Source organism: Bacillus spizizenii TU-B-10 (assembly GCF_000227465.1).
Lineage (GTDB): Bacteria > Bacillota > Bacilli > Bacillales > Bacillaceae > Bacillus > Bacillus spizizenii.
The window spans coordinates 641,156-662,648 of record NC_016047.1 but is presented as its reverse complement, the minus strand read 5'-3'; the positions used below and the strand labels follow the sequence as shown (position 1 = coordinate 662,648).

Genomic DNA, 21,493 nt, shown 5'->3' with positions numbered 1-21,493 from the left:
TAACCCAATGACACCTTAAGTTGCAATATGTTTACTGCTTCAACTGCACTTGTGTTTCATCAATGTAATAAGATTACAAGCAGTGAAATCGTTACTGGTTTGTAAGTATATAAATACTAAATCACTCTTATAATCAATTAATTGGGGAACGACATGGCCCTACTTTTATTCCCAAAGAGTTATAGTGATTCTTTATATTCATTATTGCTTGACCGCTTGTAACTTCAATAATTAAATCGTTTAATTTCCTAAGATCAACTGGTTTATTCAAAATTAATTGATTAAATAGTTGTTTAATCTCCTTTGGATATACATTCCCAACCATACTAGACAGCCCATTACAACCATTAAGTATTTTTTCCGGAAGATTGATATCACCACCAGCGAACATCACAAAGTCATCCGGTAAGTTTGTACTTGAATGACGTTTGGCATCGCTCTCTTCTTTAAGTCCTACAAGATTTGAATGTTTTTGATTGATAAGAGTTTCAAATGATTCAGCACTTAGCTCAAATCCTGTTTTAAAAGGATTATTATAAAGCACTACATTTTTAGTTGTGTGTTGCAGCAACTCATTAATATAGCTAATGGCCTGTTTTTGAGTTGGTTGAATATAAGGTGGGAACTGAATTAGAATTGCGTCAAAGACAGAATCCTCAAGCTCCTTAATTAGTTTTATTGCATCTTTGGTTCTTGTTGCTGACACACCAAACATAAGTTCAACATTTTTGAATTTTTTTTGATTAAAATAATTAATAATCTGGATTCGTTCTTCGATGCTCATTGAATTTTGTTCACCAGTTGTAGCAGATACAAGTACAGAATCTATCTCATTTTCTGTCAAGTAGTCCAGAATGTCATTAAAACCTTCTAAATATAAACTCTCATCATTATGAAATGGAGTTGGAATAGCAACATTAAAATTTTTCATGAAATACCTCCGTGGTTTTTTTCGGAATTAGCATTTAACAATTGCCTTATACCTTGATGCTTTCTAAGCAAAGTCAATTTTCAATAAAAGTATAGGTCAGCTTTACTTATAATACAATTCAATTATTTATATAGAAATGATAGGTAAAAACTATCGTTTATAATCACAAAAATAAAGCTAAACTGACTAAATCGTTAAAAAGCGCATTGAATTCACAGGACAATCATTTTATAGAGAGAAAAAAAGAGGAGCAAACACATGGTTTACTCCTCTTACTTAATATCTTTACCTTTTGCTTCTTCATAATATCATCCAAACAAAAGGAAACGGCTGATAAATAGTTGATTACCTTTAGGTAACTGGGCAATAGACAATTTAAAAATAAGCATAAAAAAATACCAGGGGTCTACAACCCTTGGTATCATTGATGCGGCCGAGAGGACTTGAACCTCCATGGGTTATTCACCCACCAGGCCCTCAACCTAGTAAAAACATATCGTGGTTTACAAAAGCTTTTATTCAAAGCATCTGTTTATTTTATTTATACCTATTTTCATCATTTTTCACGAATTCTGGGCACAAAATGGGCACTATTTTTAGATTGTAAACGAACAACTAAATAATTGTGTAGTTATACACATGCCACTAATGCCATGTCAACTTACTATAATAAATAAAAAAGGAGGTTTTTCCGTTGCCACCTTAAAGTAATGTCTACTTAGGTTCTTTAAATGTATAGCAAATTATTTAAGCTTATGCTTTCTCCTGAATCCCTCTAAAATACCAAATAACTACAGGAATAAGTAGCAATGATAAAACGGCTCCAGAAATTGATAGTATTGTATAGCTAGAATGTGCAACAACCATTCCTGACAAGGCTCCACCCGCTGCTCCTGATAGTGCTACTAAGACATCAAATGTTCCTTGTGTTTTTGCACGTACAGATGGATGTGTTGAATCTATAATGAGGGCAGTTCCCGTTAGTAAACCAAAGTTCCAACCTACTCCTAGTAATACTAGTGCTAGGATTAGTAATAATAATGAGTCTGCCGGTGCAATAGCTGCCACCAATCCAGCGGCAAGAAGTGTAGCACCTGAAGCAATAGCCATAGTAGTGCGACCAAACTTATCTACTAATAAACCAGTCAATGGTGAAGGAAGGTACATCGCTGCAATATGGAGCCCTATAACTAATCCCACTTCGCTCAAACCATGACCATGATGTCCCATGTGAACTGGTGTCATAGTCATAATAGCTGTCATAATTAGTTGAGCTAAAACCATAATGACAGCTCCTACCATTATTCCTTTTTTGTTTATGGCAGGATCTTTTAGACTTCCTCCTATTTGTACTTTATCGTCTTTTTTCTCAGCATTCGCAATAGCTGTAGATACAAACAGCGGATCTGGACGAAGAAAAATGAAGAGAATAAATCCAGCAATTATAAAAGCTGCTCCTGACATGATAAACGGACCAGCTAAATTGGGAACACCAATTGAATCTGCAAATTCTCCCATTGTATTAACTAAGTTAGGGCCTACTACAGCACCTAAAGTAGTAGAAACCAAGGCCATACTTGCAGCAGTTCCCCGTTGTTTCTCATTAGCAAGGTCTGTCCCAGCATACCGAACTTGAAGGTTAGAAGCCATACCTGCTCCATAAATAAGAAGGGAAACAAATAATAGGGCAACGCTGTTGATTAAAGCCGCAATTATAACACCTATAGCACCTAATCCACCTATAAGGAAACCACCTGCAAGTCCGGCTCTACGACCAAAACGTTGTGAGGATGCTCCTATAAGTAAGGCAGCTACGGCAGATCCAAAAGTAAAGAGGGCAGTTGGAATTCCTGCTACATTTTCCGATCCTATCATATCTTGTGCAAGAAGCGCCCCAACTGTTATCCCAGCACCAAGTCCTGCTCCCCCAAAAATTTGTGAAAAAATCAAGATTTTTAATGTTTTTTTATAAAGTTGGTTTTGTTTTTCTGGTGAATCAATATAACCTTGTAACCAAACAGGCTGCTGTTTTGATATATTTGTATCTTTTTTTGTCATTACCATGAATTCTACCTCCTAACGACACATCTTTGTTGCTTTTCAAGTTTTTTGTCATCATTGGAACATTCCATTTTTGTTTTTCCGTATATTTAGGATTTTCGATATATTTAAAATTTAATATATTCATTATTAGAAGAAGCTCATGATTAGTTTTTATAATTATGAGCTTCTTCTATTTATTTGTTGGTGTTCATATTAAAATGTGTAAGACTCGCCATCTTCTGGAACTAAAATATTACTTGAGAATCCTTTTTCTTTACTAAAGTTTTTTAATTCTTCTCTAGATAGTGTCCAATGGTTAACAGCTTCCATATGAACAGATATAATCTTAGCATGAGGAGCAGCCTTGTGAACTTCATAGATGTCTTCTTTTCCCATGATGAGTGAACCTAAATCTAATCTTTTATTGTCTCCACCATTAACCACAATGATTTCTGGTTGATGTGTATGAATCTCGTCTTCGATAGCATCATACCAAACTGTATCCCCAGCTACATATAAAACTTTTTCACTTGGGTGCTTGAATACTAATCCACAAACATCACCCATTAAGTTTAATAACTCTTCTCCTCTGCCATGTTCACCTTTTGTTTTTACTAATTGGATCCCTTCAAAAACAGTGTCTTGTTGCAGTACTTCTACATTTTTGAAACCACTTGCTTTTACTTCTTTTGCATCTGCTTCATTTTGAACAAACATTTTGATGTTTTTTGGCAATACGTTTTTTGCCACATCATCAAAGTGATCTAGATGTAGATGAGTAACAATTACTGCATCTACGCCATCCAGAATGTTATCAATTGATGTTGGCAAACTCACCAAAGGATTAAATAGATCTTGTCTGATCGTTTCAGGGAAAGTAGCGTACGTACCTTTCTCTGCTAACATAGGATCTATTAAAAATTTTTTATTTGCGTATTTTACAACAATTGTTGCATTTCGAATTTGTGTAATATTCATATTTACAACTCACTTTCTTTTTTTTATTTGTCTAAGTTCGAACAGAGTTAAGTGTATAATATCAGCAGTGTTCAAATACATAGATAAAAAAAAGTGTTTTAACTCTTTGACTTTATTTTCGAAAGGAATTAACGTTCAAATACAGATAAAAAATGATAGAGAAAGTATGTCATAATAGCCAAATTACAATGAAGATCTGGGAGAGAGTACATTTAACATAGCCAGCAGCTGCAGTTCCATATGTATAAAAAAAGCCCTAGCTTGGTAAATTTCATATCCAAACTAGGGCTTTTTTAGAGCAGATATATATCGTGTTATATGACCACACATCTCCGTTTTATAAAGTTAACTATTTACCAATAACAATCGACACTTTATAGTTTGCATGTTTGTTTAAGTCATTTAAAAATTGATCTAATACCTCGTTTGAGGGGAATTTACATTCAAGCAAATAGCAACCGTCTCCACTAACTTTATAATTGTTTATGACATAGTTACCTTGTGTTTCTATAAAAGCTAAATAAGGTTGATGATGGATTTTTTCGATATAAATATTAAGAAAAGCATGTATAGAGAAGCCTAATTTCACTTGATTCACTTCAATACTACATCCTTTTATTATGCCATTGTCTAATAACTTTACTACTCTTGATGCGGTTGCTGGTGCAGTGAGATGTACTTTTTCCCCTAATTTTTTCATTGTAAGGCGACTATTTTTAGACAGCTCATCGAGTATTTTTTTATCTGTTTCATCAATCATTTTCTTGTATCCTTTCTGAAAAAATAAGATGTATTTTACATAGTTTGTTCGCTGTACAATTTTTTTATGTTTGCTTAAAACTTTAAAAATAAAGTGAAATGGTGAAATCACTTTACTTTCCCTATGTATTGATCGATTGAGAAAGTATATATTTATTTGCATACAAATCAAAAGAGGAATGTACACCATTTTAAATGAGACATTTATTTAAAATGTTTTTCCATTGATGTTGTATAAGTTCATTATTTTTAGAGGTGAAATTATGAAAAAATTTGATATATCTGTTTTGTCAGTTGCTCCATTAAGACAAGGAGAAACAATGAAACAAGGGATTGATTCTGCAGTGTCATTAGCTAAAGCTGTAGATAATATGGGCTATAAACGGATTTGGTTTGCAGAGCATCATAATCACGACGCTTATGCAAGTGCAGCAACCGTATCAATTGTACAACATATATTAGCAAATACAAAAGACATTCGCGTAGGTTCAGGGGGTATTATGTTGCCAAATCATTCCCCATTAATCGTAGCGGAGCAATTTGGAACACTTGAAACATTATATCCAAATCGGGTAGATTTGGCATTAGGACGCGCACCCGGAACGGATCAAAAAACGGCCGATGTGATTCGTCGTTCCAACCATAATGGAGTGTTTTTCTTTGAAAGAGAAGTAAATGATATTTTGCGTTTTGTCGGGGATAAGAGTGTGCAGGGAGAGGTTCGCGCTTATCCGGGTATTGGAACGCATGTGCCTGTTTTTGTGTTAGGATCCTCAACGGATTCAGCGGAAATTGCTGCAAAGCTTGGTTTACCCTATGCATTTGGCGCTCAATTTTCACCCCATGCGATGGAAGAAGCGCTCTCTATTTATCGAGAAAATTTCCAACCGTCTTCTTATTTACAAGAACCTTATGTGATCGCTTGCATTAATGTGATTGCAGCAGAATCTATGGAAGAGGCATCTTTTATTTCTGCAAGTCATTTGCAGGTGTATATTGATATTTACACAAATAATTTAAGTAAGCTTATTCCACCCACTGAAAACTTCCTAGAATCGTTATCACAGTTTGAATTAGAAATTCTCCATAGTCGACTGGGGTATACAATCATGGGTGATCCAGAAACAATTCGTCACGAACTAATTGAATTCCAACAGATGTATCAAGTAGATGAATTAATTGTGTTGTCTAATATTTACGAATTGAGCAAGGAAATTCAATCTTACGAGATTTTCAAACATATTGTGGATGAGTTGTTTGAATAAAGAATGGAGCACTTTAGAGTCAGTTGTATTAGCTTATGTTCTTCAACAATCGGGCGCGATTGTTGAACAAAAAAGAAATGGGTAATGCATATTAGCCATGTATAATATGTATCACCCTTATTTTTAGGACATAGTTCTGTTTCTTTATACAATGAATACTTACGGACATCTTTTCCTAATAAACAGAAGGAAACTGCCGACGTTTGGATAACTTACTTTAAGTAACTGGTGAGTTGGTGAGTAAGTATTCTTCCATAGCCGTATTTTCCGCATAAAAAAATAATACCAAAGGTGGTTAAACCCTTGGTATTATTGGGATGCGGCCGAGAGGACTTTTCCTACACGGTTATTCACCTACTAGACCCTTAACATAGTAAATCCATATCACTGGTTATGAAAGCTTATTTTCATTATACTCCTTATATTCACTTACTATCATTTCTATACGTTATATCAATTATGGTTAAAAAATGGTGAGCAAAAAATAATAAATGTCCATCCTAACTTTTTTATCTTATTGATTAAGAATTTTAATCTCTTTCGTGTAAAATAAAGTAGTACTTTTCATTGCCAGACAGATGGTAGCACGTCTGTTAGAGTAACGCCTATCTCAATTTGAAACCCACATTTTTTTATAATACATAATTGTAAGGGCTAGTACTGCATGTTTCATAATTACTGATACAGGACACCGGCTAACTCAAATTTTGCACATGACCTGATCTAGTTTTTTACCTTGTTCCATTTCTAATTGAGCAGAACTCGCTGTCTGGAACACTTATTGCCTTTTCAAAATCTATACATAAATGATCTCCACTTTTTAACTGCTTTCATCATGTTCCCCTTAAAAATGAATGATCACTTTCCCTTTTAGTCGTCCATTTGCGACTAGTTCTAGCGCTTCATTTACGTTGTCTATGGTAAATAGTGTTGGATGAATTGCTGGAACAATGTTGTTTTCTTCGATGATTTTAGTAATCTCTTTAAGTTGTGCGCCGTCAGAACGAACGAAGATAAAATGATATTCCACGTTTTGTTTCTTGGCTTTGCGGTCATACTTTGCACCAGCAAGGGAAAATAGCACTCGTTTCCATAATGGGAAATTTCGGTCTCTCCCGAAACATTTATTTGGCCCTGTACGGAGAGAGAGCAATCTTCCGCCCGGTTTGATGATACTCAATTCACTGTCAAACTCTTTAGGACCCAGTGTATCAATCACGTAATCCACATTAGACAACAAGTCAACATAGTTTTCTGTTGAATAATCCAAATATTGATCGGCACCCATTTCCAAAGTGCGTTCGCGCGCTTCTGAGTTGCCACTAGCTATGACATTTAGGCCCATTGCCTTTGCGATTGGAACAGCCATTTGACCAAAGCTGCCTGATGCACCTGGAATGAAAACAGATTTACCAGACTGCGCCTCAAGTTCTTCATGTAGACCTTGATATGCTGTGAGTCCAGCCAGTGGTGCAGCAGCGGCTTCCACGAAGGACAAGTTTTTTGGCATGGGTGCAATTCCGGCAGCGTCAATTGCGGCATAATCCGCAAAGGCACCAATTTTTTCTAGCGGGAGACGTGTATAGATGGCATCTCCTACGTGAAAGTCTGTCACATTTTTCCCGACTTTTTCGATAACACCTGTCAATTCATTACCAAGCGTTAGAGGGAATTCATAATCTTGAATCAGTTGCACGCTACCTGACATAATCAACATTTCGAGTGGATTAACCGCCGCAGCTTTGACCTTTACCAAGACTTCATTGTCATCGATTTCTGGAATTGGAATGTCATTGATTTGGGCATAGAGATTCTTTGAGTACTTGGTGATCTGAGCTGCTTTCATGAGTGTTTTCATTTTTTATCAGCATCCTCTATCTTAATCTTTTAGATGGAGGGGAATCTTATTTAATCAAAGTCTGACTTCGATAAACCCACCACCCTAAATCATAAAGAATTACTCAATTTCGTATTTATTCAGCACTAGTGATCTTTTTTAGAACGATCATTCTCAATTGGTTAAAATTTTTTCAGAACCGATAATGAAAATAAATGTTTTTAATCCGCCAAGGATTATTGTATTAAGTATGTTATATAGCTTTAATAACTTAAATTATTATGCCTCTAGTATCGGATAAATTTGATTTACTAATTGATGTTCATAGTTTTCGTCTACGACCCCTACTACTTTATTGCTATCATAAAGCTCCATCATAAAACTCGCCACTTGCTCAACTGTGTGGTACATCGGGATATTTGCTTTATAATCAAATTCTTTCGTATCAGTTGCATTTTTCATAAATTCTGTTTCCGTCATTGCTGGTGCTAAAACTTTCACCTTCATCTTCGCACCTTTGAGTTCCAGTTCTTTTGCAAGCCCTTCTGTGAATGCACTAACAAAGTATTTAGATGCAGAATAAGTAATACTGCCAACAGAAATTGCATATCCAAGTGCTGATGATACGTTAATTAACTGAGTTCCCTCTACATCAGAATAATCACGTACAAATAGTGTAGAAAGAATCGTTAAGGATTCTACATTGACACGTAACATGGTTTCCACTTTATCTAAATTTTGATCTGTGACAGAAGAGGATTCACCAAGCCCAGCATTATTAATCCAAGTCTCAATTTGATATTCCTTTAAATTGTCATACAGTGTATATGCCTGATCTGTGACAGATAAGTCACTTGTACGAATAATAACATCCAAATCAGGATTGATATTCTGAATGGCTGATTTAAGCTCTTCTAATTTATCTAATCTTCTAGCTACAATAATTAAGTTTTTGCCGCGAGCAGCAAACGCTAATGCTGTCTCATATCCTATACCTGAGCTTGCTCCTGTAATAACTGTGTACTTCATATTATTCTCTCCTCGAAAACAAATTTTTTTAAGTAGTTGTTCCATATAACAAAATAGATTCAGTCTAGAGTCCACAAAGTCAAATCAATAATATTTTCTAATTTTTGCTTATCATTTGTCGTTTTTGCTAATACTCGTACCCCTACGAGTGAATTATGAATGAATTGAGAAAGCCCTCTGATATCATAGTGTTTAGGAATTTCTCCTTGTTCTTGACCATGTTTTAGCAGATCAAATAATAAGGCTTCTGTATTTATAAAAATCTCTGTAATTCTCTTAGCTACTTCTTCATCTATTAAGGATAATTCAACTGCTGCATTAACAGCTAAACATCCTTTTGGCTGATTTTCTTTTGGATAAATAGCCATTTCAAATAATTTTCGTATAGCCTGCTTAACCGTTAATTCTGTCTTCACTTCATTCTTCATTCTTACTTCCATTACTTCTACATAGTGACTTAAGGCTCGCATAAATAAAGTATGTTTGTCGCCAAATGTGTCATAGATACTTCTGCGGTGAACGCCCATGTGGTCCACCAAGTCTTGCATGGATGTTTTTTCATAACCCTGTTCCCAGAAAAGGTCCATTGCTTTTCTTAATGCTTTTTTTTCATCAAATTCTTTAATTCTAGCCATGTAATCCCACCTTAGAACGTATTACCTCTTATTTCTGAGAAAGATTGTGAATATTTGATGCACTAGAGTACAACAACTTTAAACCATTCATCCCTCCCTCAATATATTCTATACCAATTAAAGAACGATCATTCTCATTTGGACAGAGAAACAAAACTGTTAGATCTAACGTACACCAAGTATAACAATTTGAGAACGAACAGTAAAGAATTTGGAACTATTCATGTGTCTCTATTTTAATGTTCAACAGCAAGAACTTTAAAATAAACTAGGTAGTCTATTTGATTCTTTTGTAAAAACTCTGATCTTGAAGTAACTTTAAACTATCATATGTCTAATTTTTCATTTATCAGGAAGAGGATAGCATAACAATTATAGAACATTTAGGAAACTCTGTTAAGATCTTAATTGGCTCTTTGGGCACTTATAAATAAAAGGCAAAAGCTGATGAGTTAGATGACTTACTTTAGGTAATTAATTGGGCAGTTTGTGGACAGTACATAAAAATTAAAACACAAAAAATACCAAAGGCGTCAAAACCCTTGGTATAATGATGCGGCCGAGAGGACTTGAAGCTCGCACGGGTTATTCACCCACTAGGCCCTCAAGATAGTAAATCCATATCATTGATTATGAAAGCTTATTTTCATTACACTCCTTATCTTATTTGCCATCATTTCTATACGTTTATATCAATAATGGTTAAAAAATAGTGAGTCAAAACAATAAATATCCGTCCTAACTTTTTCATCTTATTGATTAAGAATTTTAAACTCTTCCGTGTAAAATAAGGGAATGCTTTTCATTCAATTAATACCAGTCTCTTAGAGTGCCAGACTTAGGGACATACACAAAGTTTTTTTATCTATCAGTGACAGGCAGCAGAGGGCGAGAAAGAATAGGCGATGACAGTACGACAGATGTATTTAATTGCCCATAAGGAACTAGGCGGTCTACTAAGGCTTCTAAATCCTTCATCGTAGCTACTGCTGCCTTTAGAAAGTAACTATTCGTTCCTGTAACTCTATGGCATTCTAGAATATCCGTTTCTTCCTTGATCAATTCCTCAAATCGACGACACTCTATTTTTAAATTTCCTATTTGTATAATCACAATTGTACCTTTTCCAATAGCCTCAGCTGAAACACGCGCGGTAAACCCCTGAATAACACCGTTTTCCTGCAAACGACGTAATCGTTCGTTTACACTCGGACGACTTAAATTCAGTTTTTTCGATAATTCAATAATTGTTATTCGTGCATCCTCTTGAAGCAGTTCTAATAATTTCCGGTCTATTTCATCCATTTCCATCTCTCCTTTTCATAATTGTATATAATTCTATTGTTTTTCATACATATCGTAAAGCATAAGAGAATAAAACATTCATTAGTTTATATAAACAAAGAGAATAACCTTCTATAATAAAAATAAGTTCAGAAATGTAAGGAGAGAATATCTTTGACTCAGCCATTGAAGCAAACTATATCAGTTTCACAAGGCACCGCTCTATATGTGGGAGCAGTTTTAGGATCAGGAATTTTAATATTACCTGGAATGACAGCAGGTATTGCGGGTTCAAACGCATTAGTTTCATGGATGATTATGATACTGCTAAGTATTCCATTAGCTTGCACATTTGCATTCCTTTCAATTGATTTCCCTAGCTCAGGTGGAATATTAACTTTTACGGATAAAGCTTTTGGGCATTATGCAGGTGCTATTTGTGGATGGTTTTTTTTCATTGCAGGAAGTGTAGGACAGATTATAGTTTCATTAACGGGTGGAACTTACATAGCTTTTGCATTTAATTTACCATATTTTCACTCATATATTATTGCAAGCATATTACTCTCAATCGCTGTAATCGGAAACTATGTAGGTCTACAAACAAGTGGAAAAATTCAATTGGTATTAGCCGGACTTACTTTATTGATATTATTAGGTACATCAGTTTTAGCATTTCCAGCAATTGACCATGAGAGCATAACACCACACATCACAAAACACAGCATCATGCCAATCGGCCAATCCGCAATGCTCATTTTTTGGTCATTCTTTGGGTGGGAAGCAATATCTAGTCTGGCACCTGAATTTAAAAGCCCAAGAAAACAAAACATCATGCGATCAACATGGTGGGCCATTATTATAATTGGTGTATTATACATAGGCATTGCTTTGGCTGTCATTGGCACAAACTCTTATTCAACTGGGGAACAAACCGTTGATAGTGCTATGAATAATGCTTCAATAGCACATGTTGTTGAAAAAGTGGCAGGAGTAAATGGTGCTTGGACAACAGCAATACTTGCCTTTATCATATGTTTAGGAACTAACAATGCGTTTGTGGCAAGTATGAGCCGATTAGGTTATTCCTTATCTCATAAACGTCTTGCTCCCTCATGGCTGGATAACCTGAATCAAAAATATTCAACCCCTAGCCGTGCTGTACTATTAGTAGGATCAATTGCAGGGATTGGCTTACTATTTAGTTGTATTTTTCATATTGGATTAGACCAGTTAGTGTTTATTCCTAATTCATTAGCGATAGCCACCTATATATTTGGTACAGCAGCAGGAGTTCGGCTGATTACAAATGCCTTCGGCAAGTTGCTAGCTGTTATTGCTTGTCTATTATGCCTTGCGGCTTATCCTTTTATTGGTTCCTTTATTACTATTCCTATTATTGTTGCACTTTCATGTATTGGATACATCACCTGGAGAGCTAAAAGAGAAGAAAATAAATAATAGAGGGTATGGTATTCTTTAAAATCGCTGAGGTAGGCTGATGTATATTGCCTATCTCTTTCCCATGACATGAACTTGGTGGCATGTCTATTAAAATAGGCATATGAAAATAAATACTACTCCTATGAACTTTTTTGAGAAGAAAACTGTGATTATGAGTACGAACTTAATAAGATCGATGAATTGCAAACCAAAATTAAATGTACGTGAGGCTAAATGTGAATTACTCTAAAGTGAAAAAATTCTTTGATGAGAATAAAAAATATTCAATTCTTACTGGAGAAGTCATTGATAAACAAATTAAAGAGATAGAAGAAGTTCTCAGAGTAACCCTTCCAGACAGTTATAAGTGGTTTTAACTGAGTATGGTTCAGGAGGCACGTTCGGACTATGATACTCGGTTATGACTCTCATGGAGCTGAAGTTGTAGAGCAAACAAAAGAATACAGAACGTTTTACAAACTTATACCAGGTCTAGTTGTTATTGAGTATATAGATGAATACTCTTATTGTCTTGATACAAATAAAATGGTAGATGGCGAATATCCTGTTATCCTTTGGGACAACCATGAAGGATACGGTTATACTGCTGTAAATAATTTTCTTGAATAACCCCTTGGTTCATTGATGATATGAAATTTTGATAGTAGTGATTATATAATCCTCTCTAACAACTCTCCCACTTTTTCTGCCATAGCACGAGGTGGATAAGGCATTTCATTTTTTAGCCACCATTCCACTACTCCCACGTAAGCATTTGCAACAAATTCAACAATGACATCTTCACTTTGGCCATAATTTTTGCCTTTCGTTATATCTACATCTTTCTTAAACTCTTCGATATTAAACTTAAGGAACTGACTGCGAAAATATCGAGCTCCCTCACTGGCCAACATCGTCGAAAAGAATAAATAATTACTCTCAAGATATTCCATGCAGTGAACAGTCGATTCAATCCAATCCATTTCAGTAGCTGACTCGCAAAAATCCCCCATATTGTTTATATGTTCTTCCATAATCTTATCTAATAGATCAAATTTATCTAAGTAATGAAGATAAATGGTTCCTCGATTAACATTTGCTCTGTCAGCAATATCCTTAATTGTAATGTGATCAAAACTTTTTTCACTCATCAGCTCAATCAGAGCACTCTTAATCGCTTCTTGACTTTTGGTTATTCTTCTATCCACTTTGGACATAGCTGGTCACCACACTTTCTTAAGATCATCAACAATTTAGGTTGAAGTGTTGATTAATCAACGAATTGCTTTCATTTAACCATTGAGAGCATCGTGGATCTATTTATAATTATAAACAAATGTTGATTAATCAATCAACGATGCTTTCAACAAAGTCAATATACACCATTTAATTACAAGAGAATTATTTTTAAAACAAAAGTAAGAAAGGGTGTTATGTAAAATTGAAAAAAAAGTTTACTATCACGCTTGTACTCACAGGGATATCATTGGGCTTGCTTTTATCCGCGGTGACCTTTGCATCAAAGACTAGTGCTGACGTTGCATCAAAGGCTAGCGTTGACACTGTATCCAAGACCACCGTTGGATACAAGCCGGATCTGTCCAATGGAGCAGACAACTTTTACAAAAGCAACAAGGTAAACAAAAAGAATGTTTCGTTTAAAAATCAATACAACATGAAAGTTGCAGGGAATCTTTTTATTCCTAAAGGTTTGAATCAGAACACCAAAAATCCCGCGATCATTGTCGGGCATCCTATGGGCGCAGTAAAAGAACAAAGTTCAAATCTGTATGCGCAAAAAATGGCTGAAAAGGGATTCGTTACGTTGTCCTTGGATTTGTCTTTCTGGGGAGAGAGTGAAGGTCAGCCTCGCAACGCTGTTTCGCCGGATATCTATGCCGAGGATTTCAGTGCTGCGGTGGATTTCCTAGGCACCCGGCCGTTTGTTGACAAGGAGCGGATTGGTGTTCTAGGGATTTGTGGCAGCGGGAGCTTTGCCATCAGCGCAGCCAAGATCGACCCGCGCATGAAAGCCGTTGCGACAGTCAGTATGTACGACATGGGTGCTGCTAACCGTAACGGGCTTAAACACTCGCAGACTCTCGAGCAGAGAAAGAAGATTCTCGAAGAGGCAGCGGAGCAACGCTATGCGGAGTTCACAGGCGGCAAAACCAAATACACCAGTGGGACAGTACATGAACTGAATGAAAAATCTACTGCCATTGAGCGAGAGTTTTATGACTTCTACCGCACTCCAAGAGGTGAATACACGCCTAAAGGATCGTCGCCAGAACTCACAACGCACCCGACGCTCACCAGCAACGTCAAATTCATGAATTTTTACCCATTCGAAGATATACAGACGATTTCTCCTCGTCCAATGCTTTTCATCACAGGTGAAAACGCTCATTCCAGAGAGTTTAGTGAAGAAGCCTACAAGCTGGCGGGCAAACCGAAAGAAATCTACATTGTTCCGGGTGCAGGTCACGTGGATCTGTATGACCGAGTGAATCTAATCCCTTTTGACAAGCTCGAGTCCTTCTTCAAAAAAAACCTGAAGAAAAAATAGTCGGATTGAAAATTGCAGAGAGCTTTGCGTACCAATGGTACTTCAAACGAAACAATTATAATAAAGCAAATCTTCCTGGATTCTCATTTTTTAAAACAAAGTAATTTTATAAAATGAGTTTTATTTCTCTAAAATTCCTTTTGTCAATAATAATGTTATGAGGTGAAGAATGATTAAAAAACAGTTTATTGTCAATAAGGAAACAGGATTTGCGAGACCAGCAATCCTGTTAGTAAGTTTAGCTCATCCATTTGCATCAGATATCTTTCTTGAATGCCGTGGGAAAAGAATCAATCTAAAACACTCACCTAAGTCTATAATGGACATTATGGACTTGGAAATTAAACCTGGAACCGAAATATATTTAAAGGCTATTGGAGCTGACGAGGTTCAGGCTATCGAAATGATCAAAGATAGTTTAATAAAAAATGATTATGTACAGTAAAACTCTATCTTCTTAAACTAAAGACACTGATATGCAGGTTATACAAATACTTAGCTTTTTCTAAAATAATCAACAATATTTGTTGACTTGTTGAATAATCAACAAATTGTATTCATTTAATCATTGTATGTATCACATATCTAATTAATAATAAACAAATGTTCGTTATTCGATCGATGTTCATTTAAATGAAAGAAATCTTGGACACAATATAAAGAAATGTTTCAAAGAAGGGTGTTATGCAATATGTCAAATATTCAAGGTAAAGTTGTGATTATTATAGGTGCATCAAGTGGGATTGGCGAAGCAACTACTAAGAAACTTGCACAAGAAGGAGCAAAACTAGTTATAGCTGCTCGTCGTGAAGATCGTTTGAAAGCTCTTGTTGAAACGTTACCCAACGCGGAAATTTCATATGCTGTTGCAGATGTAACGAATAAAGAAGATGTTCAAGCAGTTGTAGATTTGGCAGTTAAAAAATATGGCCGTATAGATGTAATGTACAATAACGCTGGAATCATGCCAACTGCTCCACTTTCAGAAACTCGCTTTGATGAATGGCGTCAAATGTTGGATATTAACATTATGGGTGTTTTAAATGGAATTGCTGCTGCATTACCTATTATGAAACAACAACAGTCCGGTCACATTATTGCAACTGATTCCGTAGCTGGACATGTTGTTTATCCAGATTCAGCTGTATACTGCGGGACTAAGTTTGCGGTTAGAGCGATTATGGAGGGATTGCGTCAGGAGGAAAGGGAAAATAATATTCGGTCAACTATTGTTTCACCGGGTGCTGTCAGTACTGAACTTTATACAACAATTAATGATCCTAAAAACCGCGAATGGGTAAAGGATCTTATGGATACAGGAGAAGGTTTTTCTCTTAAACCAAGCGATATTGCAGATGCAGTAGCTTATGCGATCAGTACGCCTGAAACCGTTGCAGTAAGTGAAATTTTGATTCGTCCAACCAAACAAGTTATCTAATGAATGTTGGCGATTAAGGATTATTAGCCCTGCATGCCAGTTACTTTAAATTCTATAATAAAAAAATGCCCCTATATGGTTTGGGGCATTTTTTACTATTGCTTGTTGATCCATCAATAAAGATTGGAGTTGTTATTTTGGTTAAACGAAATAATTTATTAATATTAATACTCACCGTAGGAACTTTCGGCATTATCAATACTGAAATGGGGGTTATAGGGATATTACCCTCTATTGCTGATTATTTTCATATTAGTGTATCTAAGGCCGGGTGGCTGGTAAGTCTCTTTGCACTTACTGTTGCTATTTGCGGTCCTACTATGCCGTTATTATTTTCGGGGATCAATCGCAAGAAGGTAATGTTACTTGTACTTGGTATTTTTGTTCTGGGTAACATTGTCTCTCTGTTTGCAACAAACTTTACGATAGCTATCATTGCTCGTGTAATTCCAGCCATTTTTCACCCCATTTATTTTTCAGCGGCTTTTACAATAGCTGCTAACTCAGTTGACAAGGAAGAAGCTCCAAAAGCTGTTGCCAAGGTACTTATGGGCGTTTCTGCAGGTATGGTACTTGGTGTACCAATCGCAAGTTTTCTTGCTAGTACAGTTTCGCTTCATATCGCAATGTTATTCTTTGCAATTGTGAATGCTCTAACATTCATTGCTACATTAGTATTTTTTCCTTCTATGCCTGTAAAAGAAAAACTTTCTTACGGCAAACAGGTAAGTGTATTAAAAAAAACAATTACTTGGCTTTCCATTGTTACAGTCATTTTAATAAATTCAGCAATATTTGGGGTTTATAGTTATCTTGCTGAGTATCTGAAAACAGTTACGAATATGTCTCCTAATACAATTAGTTTCATATTAGTCATATTCGGTGTGGCAAACATCATTGGGAATATTATTGCAGGTAAGTTACTTACTAAAGATACCATCAAGACTGTTGTTTCTTACCCATTTGTATTAGGAATTGTATACATCATATTATTTTTAATAGGACAATTTACTTTACCAATGGCTGTCATTACTTTAGTTTGGGGAATAGTAGCTGGTATAGGAAATAATATAAATCAATATTGGATTACGTCTGCTGCACCAGAAGCTCCTGATTTCGCAAATGGATTATTTGTAACATCTGCTAATGTAGGAACAACAATTGGTACAGCTGTAGGTGGATTATTTATATCACAATTAGGTACACAATACGTCGTGTTAGTAGGATTTTTATCAGTTATATTGAGCTTGATATCGATTTTACTCAGAACGAACATGTATAGTCCCACAAAACAATTTTTTAGATAAACTCAATATTTTAAAGAACTTTCTTTTCGTATTTTCATGAAGAAAAAGCCGACTGTCCTTTTGAGGATGATCGGCTTTTTCACACCTTATTTTTTCAACAACTAAGTCAGGCATTTCAACATTTAACGTCATTTATCTGACAATCATATGAACTGTAAATAAATAACTTACTTTAAGTTAGTCGACACTTTTGGTCACAAAACATAATTTCCTCGAAAACTCAAAAAAACAAGGACGTCAAAACCCTTGGTATCATTGATGCGGCCGAGAGGACTTGAACCTCCACGGGTTATTCACCCACTAGGCCCTCAACCTAGCGCGTCTGCCATTCCGCCACGACCGCGTGATCATGAAATTGTATTTGTGCTGGTTTAGTAGGCTCTTAACCTAGTAAAACCAATTTGCGTGCACTTTGTAAATAAAGTGCGGGTGAAGGGACTCGAACCCCCACGTCGTAAGACACTAGATCCTAAGTCTAGCGCGTCTGCCAATTCCGCCACACCCGCAAAAAGACAAATGGTGAGCCATGAAGGACTCGAACCTTCGACCCTCTGATTAAAAGTCAGATGCTCTACCAACTGAGCTAATGGCTCTTACTATTAGATTTCAAAAAATAAAAATGGCTGGGCTAGCTGGATTCGAACCAACGCATGACGGAGTCAAAGTCCGTTGCCTTACCGCTTGGCTATAGCCCAACGAAAATGGAATGACCCGTACGGGATTCGAACCCGTGTTACCGCCGTGAAAGGGCGGTGTCTTAACCGCTTGACCAACGGGCCGATGGTTGAGAACTTATATCGAAATCTTATGGCGGAGAAGGAGGGATTTGAACCCTCGCGCCGCTTACGCGACCTACACCCTTAGCAGGGGCGCCTCTTCAGCCACTTGAGTACTTCTCCAATATGGCTCCACAGGCAGGATTCGAACCTGCGACCGATCGGTTAACAGCCGATAGCTCTACCACTGAGCTACTGTGGAATAATGAGACAAGACTTATTATATCAGCCTTGATTTTCAGTGTCAAGAGGTAAATGTTTTTATTTATCTCTCGTGACGACTTTTATAATGTAACATAGGCTTGCCATATCCGTCAACCTTTTTTACGAAAAAATTCTTTTTATTTTTCCGCGGCATTTTCCGCATCTGTATCTGTCAGGATTCATGGCACGCTTCTTTATATACTGTTGGCCGCACGCCGTACAGATATACATATAAGTTTTTTTGTTTTCTGTTTTTTTCTTAAGGGGTGTACAGAACCTTGGCGCGTTGACCTGCTGCAGCAACACTCGAAAATCTCTGTCTCTGTGCTTGTACCCCTTTCCTTCAAGGTGAAGATGATAATGGCAGAGCTCGTGCTTGATGATGCCGATTAGTTCCTCCCTGCCATGTTCAATCAGATATTTTCTGTTCAATTCAATGTTATGGGAGGTTAACAGGTACCTTCCGCCCGTGGTTTTAAGCCTGTCATTAAAAAGCGCCTGATGGCGGAACGGCTTGTTAAAATACGTTTCGGAAATATCCTCTGTCAGCTTTTGAAGCTCTTTGTTATCCATGGTGCACCTCACTTAAAAAACATTGAACGGGACAATTCACCGTTCGCATACAATATGGTAATCACCGTCCCTCATATGATAAAAGCTGAGGAGGAATGAGCCTATGCCAAATTGGCTTAAAAAACAGATGCAAAAAGCGTTCCTTGAAAAAGATAATTACCAAATTAAACTGCTGAATCAATGCTGGTATTTCTATAGGAAAAAACACTGCTCGTAAGCAGTGCTTTTATTTTACCATAGACAGCGATACTCTGCCTTTTTGTACATCTACGCCGTCAACCCAAACCGTTACAATATCGCCGACGGATACGACATCAAGAGGATGCTTGACGAATTGATTGCTGAGTTTTGAGATATGCACAAGCCCGTCTTGTTTGACTCCGATATCAACAAACGCTCCGAAGTCCACTACATTGCGCACGGTGCCCTGCAGCTCCATTCCCTCTTTCAAATCTTCCAGCTGAAGGACGTCTGTTTTCAGCAAAGGCTTAGGCACCTCATCGCGAGGATCGCGTTCCGGCCTTGTCAGCTGTTCACAAATATCTTTCAGGGTGATTTCTCCGATTCCCAGCTCTTGTGCCGTTTCAGAAAGCGCCAGCTGATTGATTTTATCCTTCAATTCCGCCGTGCCGATTTGTTCTGTTGAAAGGCCGAGCTTTTTCAATAGTGCTTTTGTTTCTTTATAGCTTTCCGGGTGGATGCCTGTTCGGTCCAAAGGCTCTGTCCCTTCCTGCACTCTTAAGAAACCGATACATTGCTCATAGGTTTTCGCACCGAGTCTCGGGATGTCCTTCAGTTCTTTTCGATTCGAAAACTTACCGATTTCCTCACGTTTTTTGACAACGTTGCCTGCGACAGACTTCGATAATCCCGCTACATATTGAAGCAGCGCGGCGGATGCTGTGTTGACGTTTACTCCCACCTGGTTAACAACAGTTTCGACGACGAACCGCAGAGATTCATTTAAGCGTTTTTGGCTGACATCATGCTGGTACTGTCCGACACCAACAGATTTCGGATCGATTTTCACGAGTTCTGCCAGCGGATCTTGAAGTCTTCGCGCAATAGATACGGCACTGCGCTCTTCAACCTGAAGCTCAGGGAATTCTTCTCTGGCAAGCTCAGAAGCCGAATATACGCTTGCTCCCGCTTCATTAACGATCACATAATAAATTTTCCGCGGCATGTCCTTCAGTACATTGACGATGAATTGCTCTGTTTCTCTTGATGCCGTGCCGTTTCCGATCGCCACCATCTCGACTTGATACTGCTCAAGAATCTTTTTCACTTTTTCATGGGCTTCTTTTGTTTTGTTGACCGGCGCATGCGGATAGATGACATCAATTTTCAAGACTTTTCCGGTCTCATCTGATACAGCAAGCTTACAGCCAGTTCGGAACGCTGGGTCAACACCGAGAACGGTTTTGCCTTTCATCGGCGGCTGCAGAAGAAGCTTTCTCAAGTTCTCAGAAAAAATGTGAATTGCCTGTTCATCCGCTTTTTCTGACAGCTCTTTTCTGATTTCACGCTCTATTGCCGGCTGGATCAGCCTTTTATAGCTGTCTTCAATCGTTTCCTGCAAAACCTCTTTTACGGACGTTGAGCGGTTTTTGATGATCTGTTTTTCTAAATATGCCTTAATGTGATCCGCAGGCGGTTCGATAGATACCTTTAAAATGTCTTCTTTTTCGCCGCGGTTCATCGCCAGCACCCTGTGCGGAACGACTTTTGCAATTGGCTCTTCATACTCGTAATACATTTCATACACATTTTTCTCGTCTGTGTCTGCCGATTTTCCGGCTGCAGACTTAATGCTTCCTCTTTTAAAGGTTTCCTGGCGAATCCACTTTCTGAAACTCGGCTCGTCTGAGATTTGTTCCGCAATAATATGCTTGGCGCCTTCAATCGCTTCTTCCCGTGTGAACACTTCTTTTTCTTCGCTGATGTATTGATCTGCGGTGTGTGCCAGACGGTTATCTCGCGGAAGTGTCAGGATATAGTCAGCAAGCGGCTCGAGGCCTTTGCTTTTGGCGACTGTCGCCTTTGTTTTGCGTTTTTGTTTATACGGGCGGTAAAGGTCTTCCACTTCCTGAAGCTTCACCGATTGCTCAATTTTTCGCTTTAAGTCATCTGTTAATTTATCCTGCTCTGCAATGAGCCTGATGACTTCTTCTTTTCGCTGATTCAGGTTTTGTATGTATTGCCAGCGTTCAGAAATCGTCTGAATCTGAACCTCATCCATTGACCCCGTCTGCTCTTTTCGGTACCGGGCGATAAACGGGACTGTGTTGCCGTCCTCAAGCAGGCGGATGACACTTTCAACGTATTTTTGTGACAAACCTATTTCTTTCGCAATTTGCTGTTTTAAAAGGGCTGACGTTTCCATGTAACCAAAGCCTCCAATTTTGTCGTTCTTTCTCTA

18 protein-coding genes, 7 tRNA genes and 1 pseudogene are annotated in these 21,493 nt (G+C 37.3%); 8 read left to right on the top strand and 18 right to left on the bottom strand.

Annotation, left to right across the window (positions count from 1 at the left end; all coding sequences use genetic code 11):
* Positions 1–133: 133 nt before the first annotated feature.
* The 4 genes from GYO_RS25110 to lrpA all read right to left on the bottom strand — a co-directional run bounded on the left by GYO_RS25110 (position 134) and on the right by lrpA (position 4,712).
* Entirely contained in the window at positions 134–931 is a 798-nt protein-coding gene (locus GYO_RS25110) for a dihydrodipicolinate synthase family protein (protein WP_014112756.1), read from the bottom strand.
* 753 nt (positions 932–1,684) lie between these two features.
* A complete protein-coding gene (locus tag GYO_RS25105; protein WP_014112755.1) occupies positions 1,685–2,995 on the bottom strand; it encodes an MFS transporter in 1,311 nt (436 codons plus the stop codon).
* 192 nt (positions 2,996–3,187) lie between these two features.
* The gene (locus tag GYO_RS25100; protein ID WP_014112754.1) at positions 3,188–3,952 is read right to left on the bottom strand and encodes an MBL fold metallo-hydrolase; all 765 of its coding nucleotides are present in this window, start codon (positions 3,950–3,952) and stop codon (positions 3,188–3,190) included.
* Between the two features lie 349 nt (positions 3,953–4,301).
* Positions 4,302–4,712 (bottom strand): transcriptional regulator LrpA, encoded by a 411-nt coding sequence (lrpA, locus tag GYO_RS25095; protein ID WP_041521128.1) that lies wholly within the window; start codon positions 4,710–4,712, stop codon positions 4,302–4,304.
* A gap of 262 nt (positions 4,713–4,974) precedes the next feature.
* Between lrpA and GYO_RS25090 the strand changes: the two genes are divergently transcribed.
* Complete coding sequence (locus GYO_RS25090; RefSeq protein WP_014112752.1) at positions 4,975–5,976, top strand: LLM class flavin-dependent oxidoreductase; 1,002 nt, start codon at positions 4,975–4,977, stop codon at positions 5,974–5,976.
* Between the two features lie 844 nt (positions 5,977–6,820).
* Here GYO_RS25090 and GYO_RS25085 read toward each other — a convergent pair.
* From GYO_RS25085 to GYO_RS25070, 4 genes are all read right to left on the bottom strand, one after another.
* Positions 6,821–7,834 carry an NADP-dependent oxidoreductase gene (locus tag GYO_RS25085; protein WP_014112751.1) on the bottom strand — a complete coding sequence of 338 codons (1,014 nt, stop codon included), beginning with the start codon at positions 7,832–7,834 and terminating at the stop codon, positions 6,821–6,823.
* A 258-nt stretch (positions 7,835–8,092) separates the two neighbouring features.
* Positions 8,093–8,842, bottom strand: a complete 750-nt coding sequence (locus tag GYO_RS25080) for an SDR family NAD(P)-dependent oxidoreductase (RefSeq protein ID WP_014112750.1) — start codon at positions 8,840–8,842, stop codon at positions 8,093–8,095.
* Positions 8,843–8,901: 59 nt separating this feature from the next.
* Entirely contained in the window at positions 8,902–9,477 is a 576-nt protein-coding gene (locus tag GYO_RS25075) for a TetR/AcrR family transcriptional regulator (RefSeq protein WP_014112749.1), read from the bottom strand.
* A gap of 861 nt (positions 9,478–10,338) precedes the next feature.
* The gene (locus GYO_RS25070; RefSeq protein WP_014112748.1) at positions 10,339–10,782 is read right to left on the bottom strand and encodes an Lrp/AsnC family transcriptional regulator; all 444 of its coding nucleotides are present in this window, start codon (positions 10,780–10,782) and stop codon (positions 10,339–10,341) included.
* Positions 10,783–10,935: 153 nt separating this feature from the next.
* On the opposite strand from GYO_RS25070, the gene GYO_RS25065 reads away from it, so the two are divergent.
* Together GYO_RS25065 and GYO_RS44265 are read left to right on the top strand one after the other, a co-directional pair.
* Positions 10,936–12,222 carry an APC family permease gene (locus tag GYO_RS25065; protein ID WP_014112747.1) on the top strand — a complete coding sequence of 429 codons (1,287 nt, stop codon included), beginning with the start codon at positions 10,936–10,938 and terminating at the stop codon, positions 12,220–12,222.
* A gap of 218 nt (positions 12,223–12,440) precedes the next feature.
* Positions 12,441–12,834, top strand: a pseudogene (locus GYO_RS44265) (SMI1/KNR4 family protein).
* A 41-nt stretch (positions 12,835–12,875) separates the two neighbouring features.
* Here GYO_RS44265 and GYO_RS25055 read toward each other — a convergent pair.
* Positions 12,876–13,421, bottom strand: a complete 546-nt coding sequence (locus GYO_RS25055; RefSeq protein ID WP_014112744.1) for a TetR/AcrR family transcriptional regulator — start codon at positions 13,419–13,421, stop codon at positions 12,876–12,878.
* Positions 13,422–13,645: 224 nt separating this feature from the next.
* On the opposite strand from GYO_RS25055, the gene GYO_RS25050 reads away from it, so the two are divergent.
* From GYO_RS25050 to GYO_RS25035, 4 genes are all read left to right on the top strand, one after another.
* Complete coding sequence (locus tag GYO_RS25050; RefSeq protein ID WP_014112743.1) at positions 13,646–14,773, top strand: alpha/beta hydrolase; 1,128 nt, start codon at positions 13,646–13,648, stop codon at positions 14,771–14,773.
* A gap of 169 nt (positions 14,774–14,942) precedes the next feature.
* Entirely contained in the window at positions 14,943–15,218 is a 276-nt protein-coding gene (locus GYO_RS25045) for an HPr family phosphocarrier protein (RefSeq protein ID WP_014112742.1), read from the top strand.
* 246 nt (positions 15,219–15,464) lie between these two features.
* Positions 15,465–16,211, top strand: coding sequence for an SDR family oxidoreductase (locus GYO_RS25040; protein WP_014112741.1), 747 nt, complete (start codon positions 15,465–15,467; stop codon positions 16,209–16,211).
* A 137-nt stretch (positions 16,212–16,348) separates the two neighbouring features.
* Entirely contained in the window at positions 16,349–17,518 is a 1,170-nt protein-coding gene (locus GYO_RS25035) for an MFS transporter (RefSeq protein ID WP_041520862.1), read from the top strand.
* 259 nt (positions 17,519–17,777) lie between these two features.
* Here the strand turns inward: GYO_RS25035 and GYO_RS25030 are convergent.
* The 8 genes from GYO_RS25030 to GYO_RS24995 form a co-directional block, all read right to left on the bottom strand.
* A tRNA-Leu gene (locus tag GYO_RS25030) sits at positions 17,778–17,861 on the bottom strand.
* Between the two features lie 81 nt (positions 17,862–17,942).
* Positions 17,943–18,024: transfer RNA gene (locus tag GYO_RS25025), tRNA-Leu, on the bottom strand.
* A gap of 11 nt (positions 18,025–18,035) precedes the next feature.
* Positions 18,036–18,111 (bottom strand) — tRNA-Lys (locus tag GYO_RS25020).
* Between the two features lie 27 nt (positions 18,112–18,138).
* Positions 18,139–18,213, bottom strand: a tRNA-Gln gene (locus GYO_RS25015).
* A gap of 12 nt (positions 18,214–18,225) precedes the next feature.
* Positions 18,226–18,297: transfer RNA gene (locus GYO_RS25010), tRNA-Glu, on the bottom strand.
* Positions 18,298–18,326: 29 nt separating this feature from the next.
* Positions 18,327–18,417, bottom strand: a tRNA-Ser gene (locus GYO_RS25005).
* Between the two features lie 4 nt (positions 18,418–18,421).
* Positions 18,422–18,496: transfer RNA gene (locus GYO_RS25000), tRNA-Asn, on the bottom strand.
* A gap of 122 nt (positions 18,497–18,618) precedes the next feature.
* Complete coding sequence (locus GYO_RS24995; RefSeq protein ID WP_014112738.1) at positions 18,619–19,071, bottom strand: SprT family protein; 453 nt, start codon at positions 19,069–19,071, stop codon at positions 18,619–18,621.
* Between the two features lie 103 nt (positions 19,072–19,174).
* Between GYO_RS24995 and cmpA the strand changes: the two genes are divergently transcribed.
* Positions 19,175–19,288, top strand: a complete 114-nt coding sequence (cmpA, locus tag GYO_RS43600) for a cortex morphogenetic protein CmpA (RefSeq protein ID WP_003225207.1) — start codon at positions 19,175–19,177, stop codon at positions 19,286–19,288.
* 9 nt (positions 19,289–19,297) lie between these two features.
* On the opposite strand, the gene GYO_RS24985 is transcribed toward cmpA, so the two are convergent.
* On the bottom strand, positions 19,298–21,457 hold the full coding sequence (locus tag GYO_RS24985; protein WP_014112737.1) for a Tex family protein: 2,160 nt from the start codon (positions 21,455–21,457) through the stop codon (positions 19,298–19,300).
* Positions 21,458–21,493 lie beyond the last annotated feature (36 nt).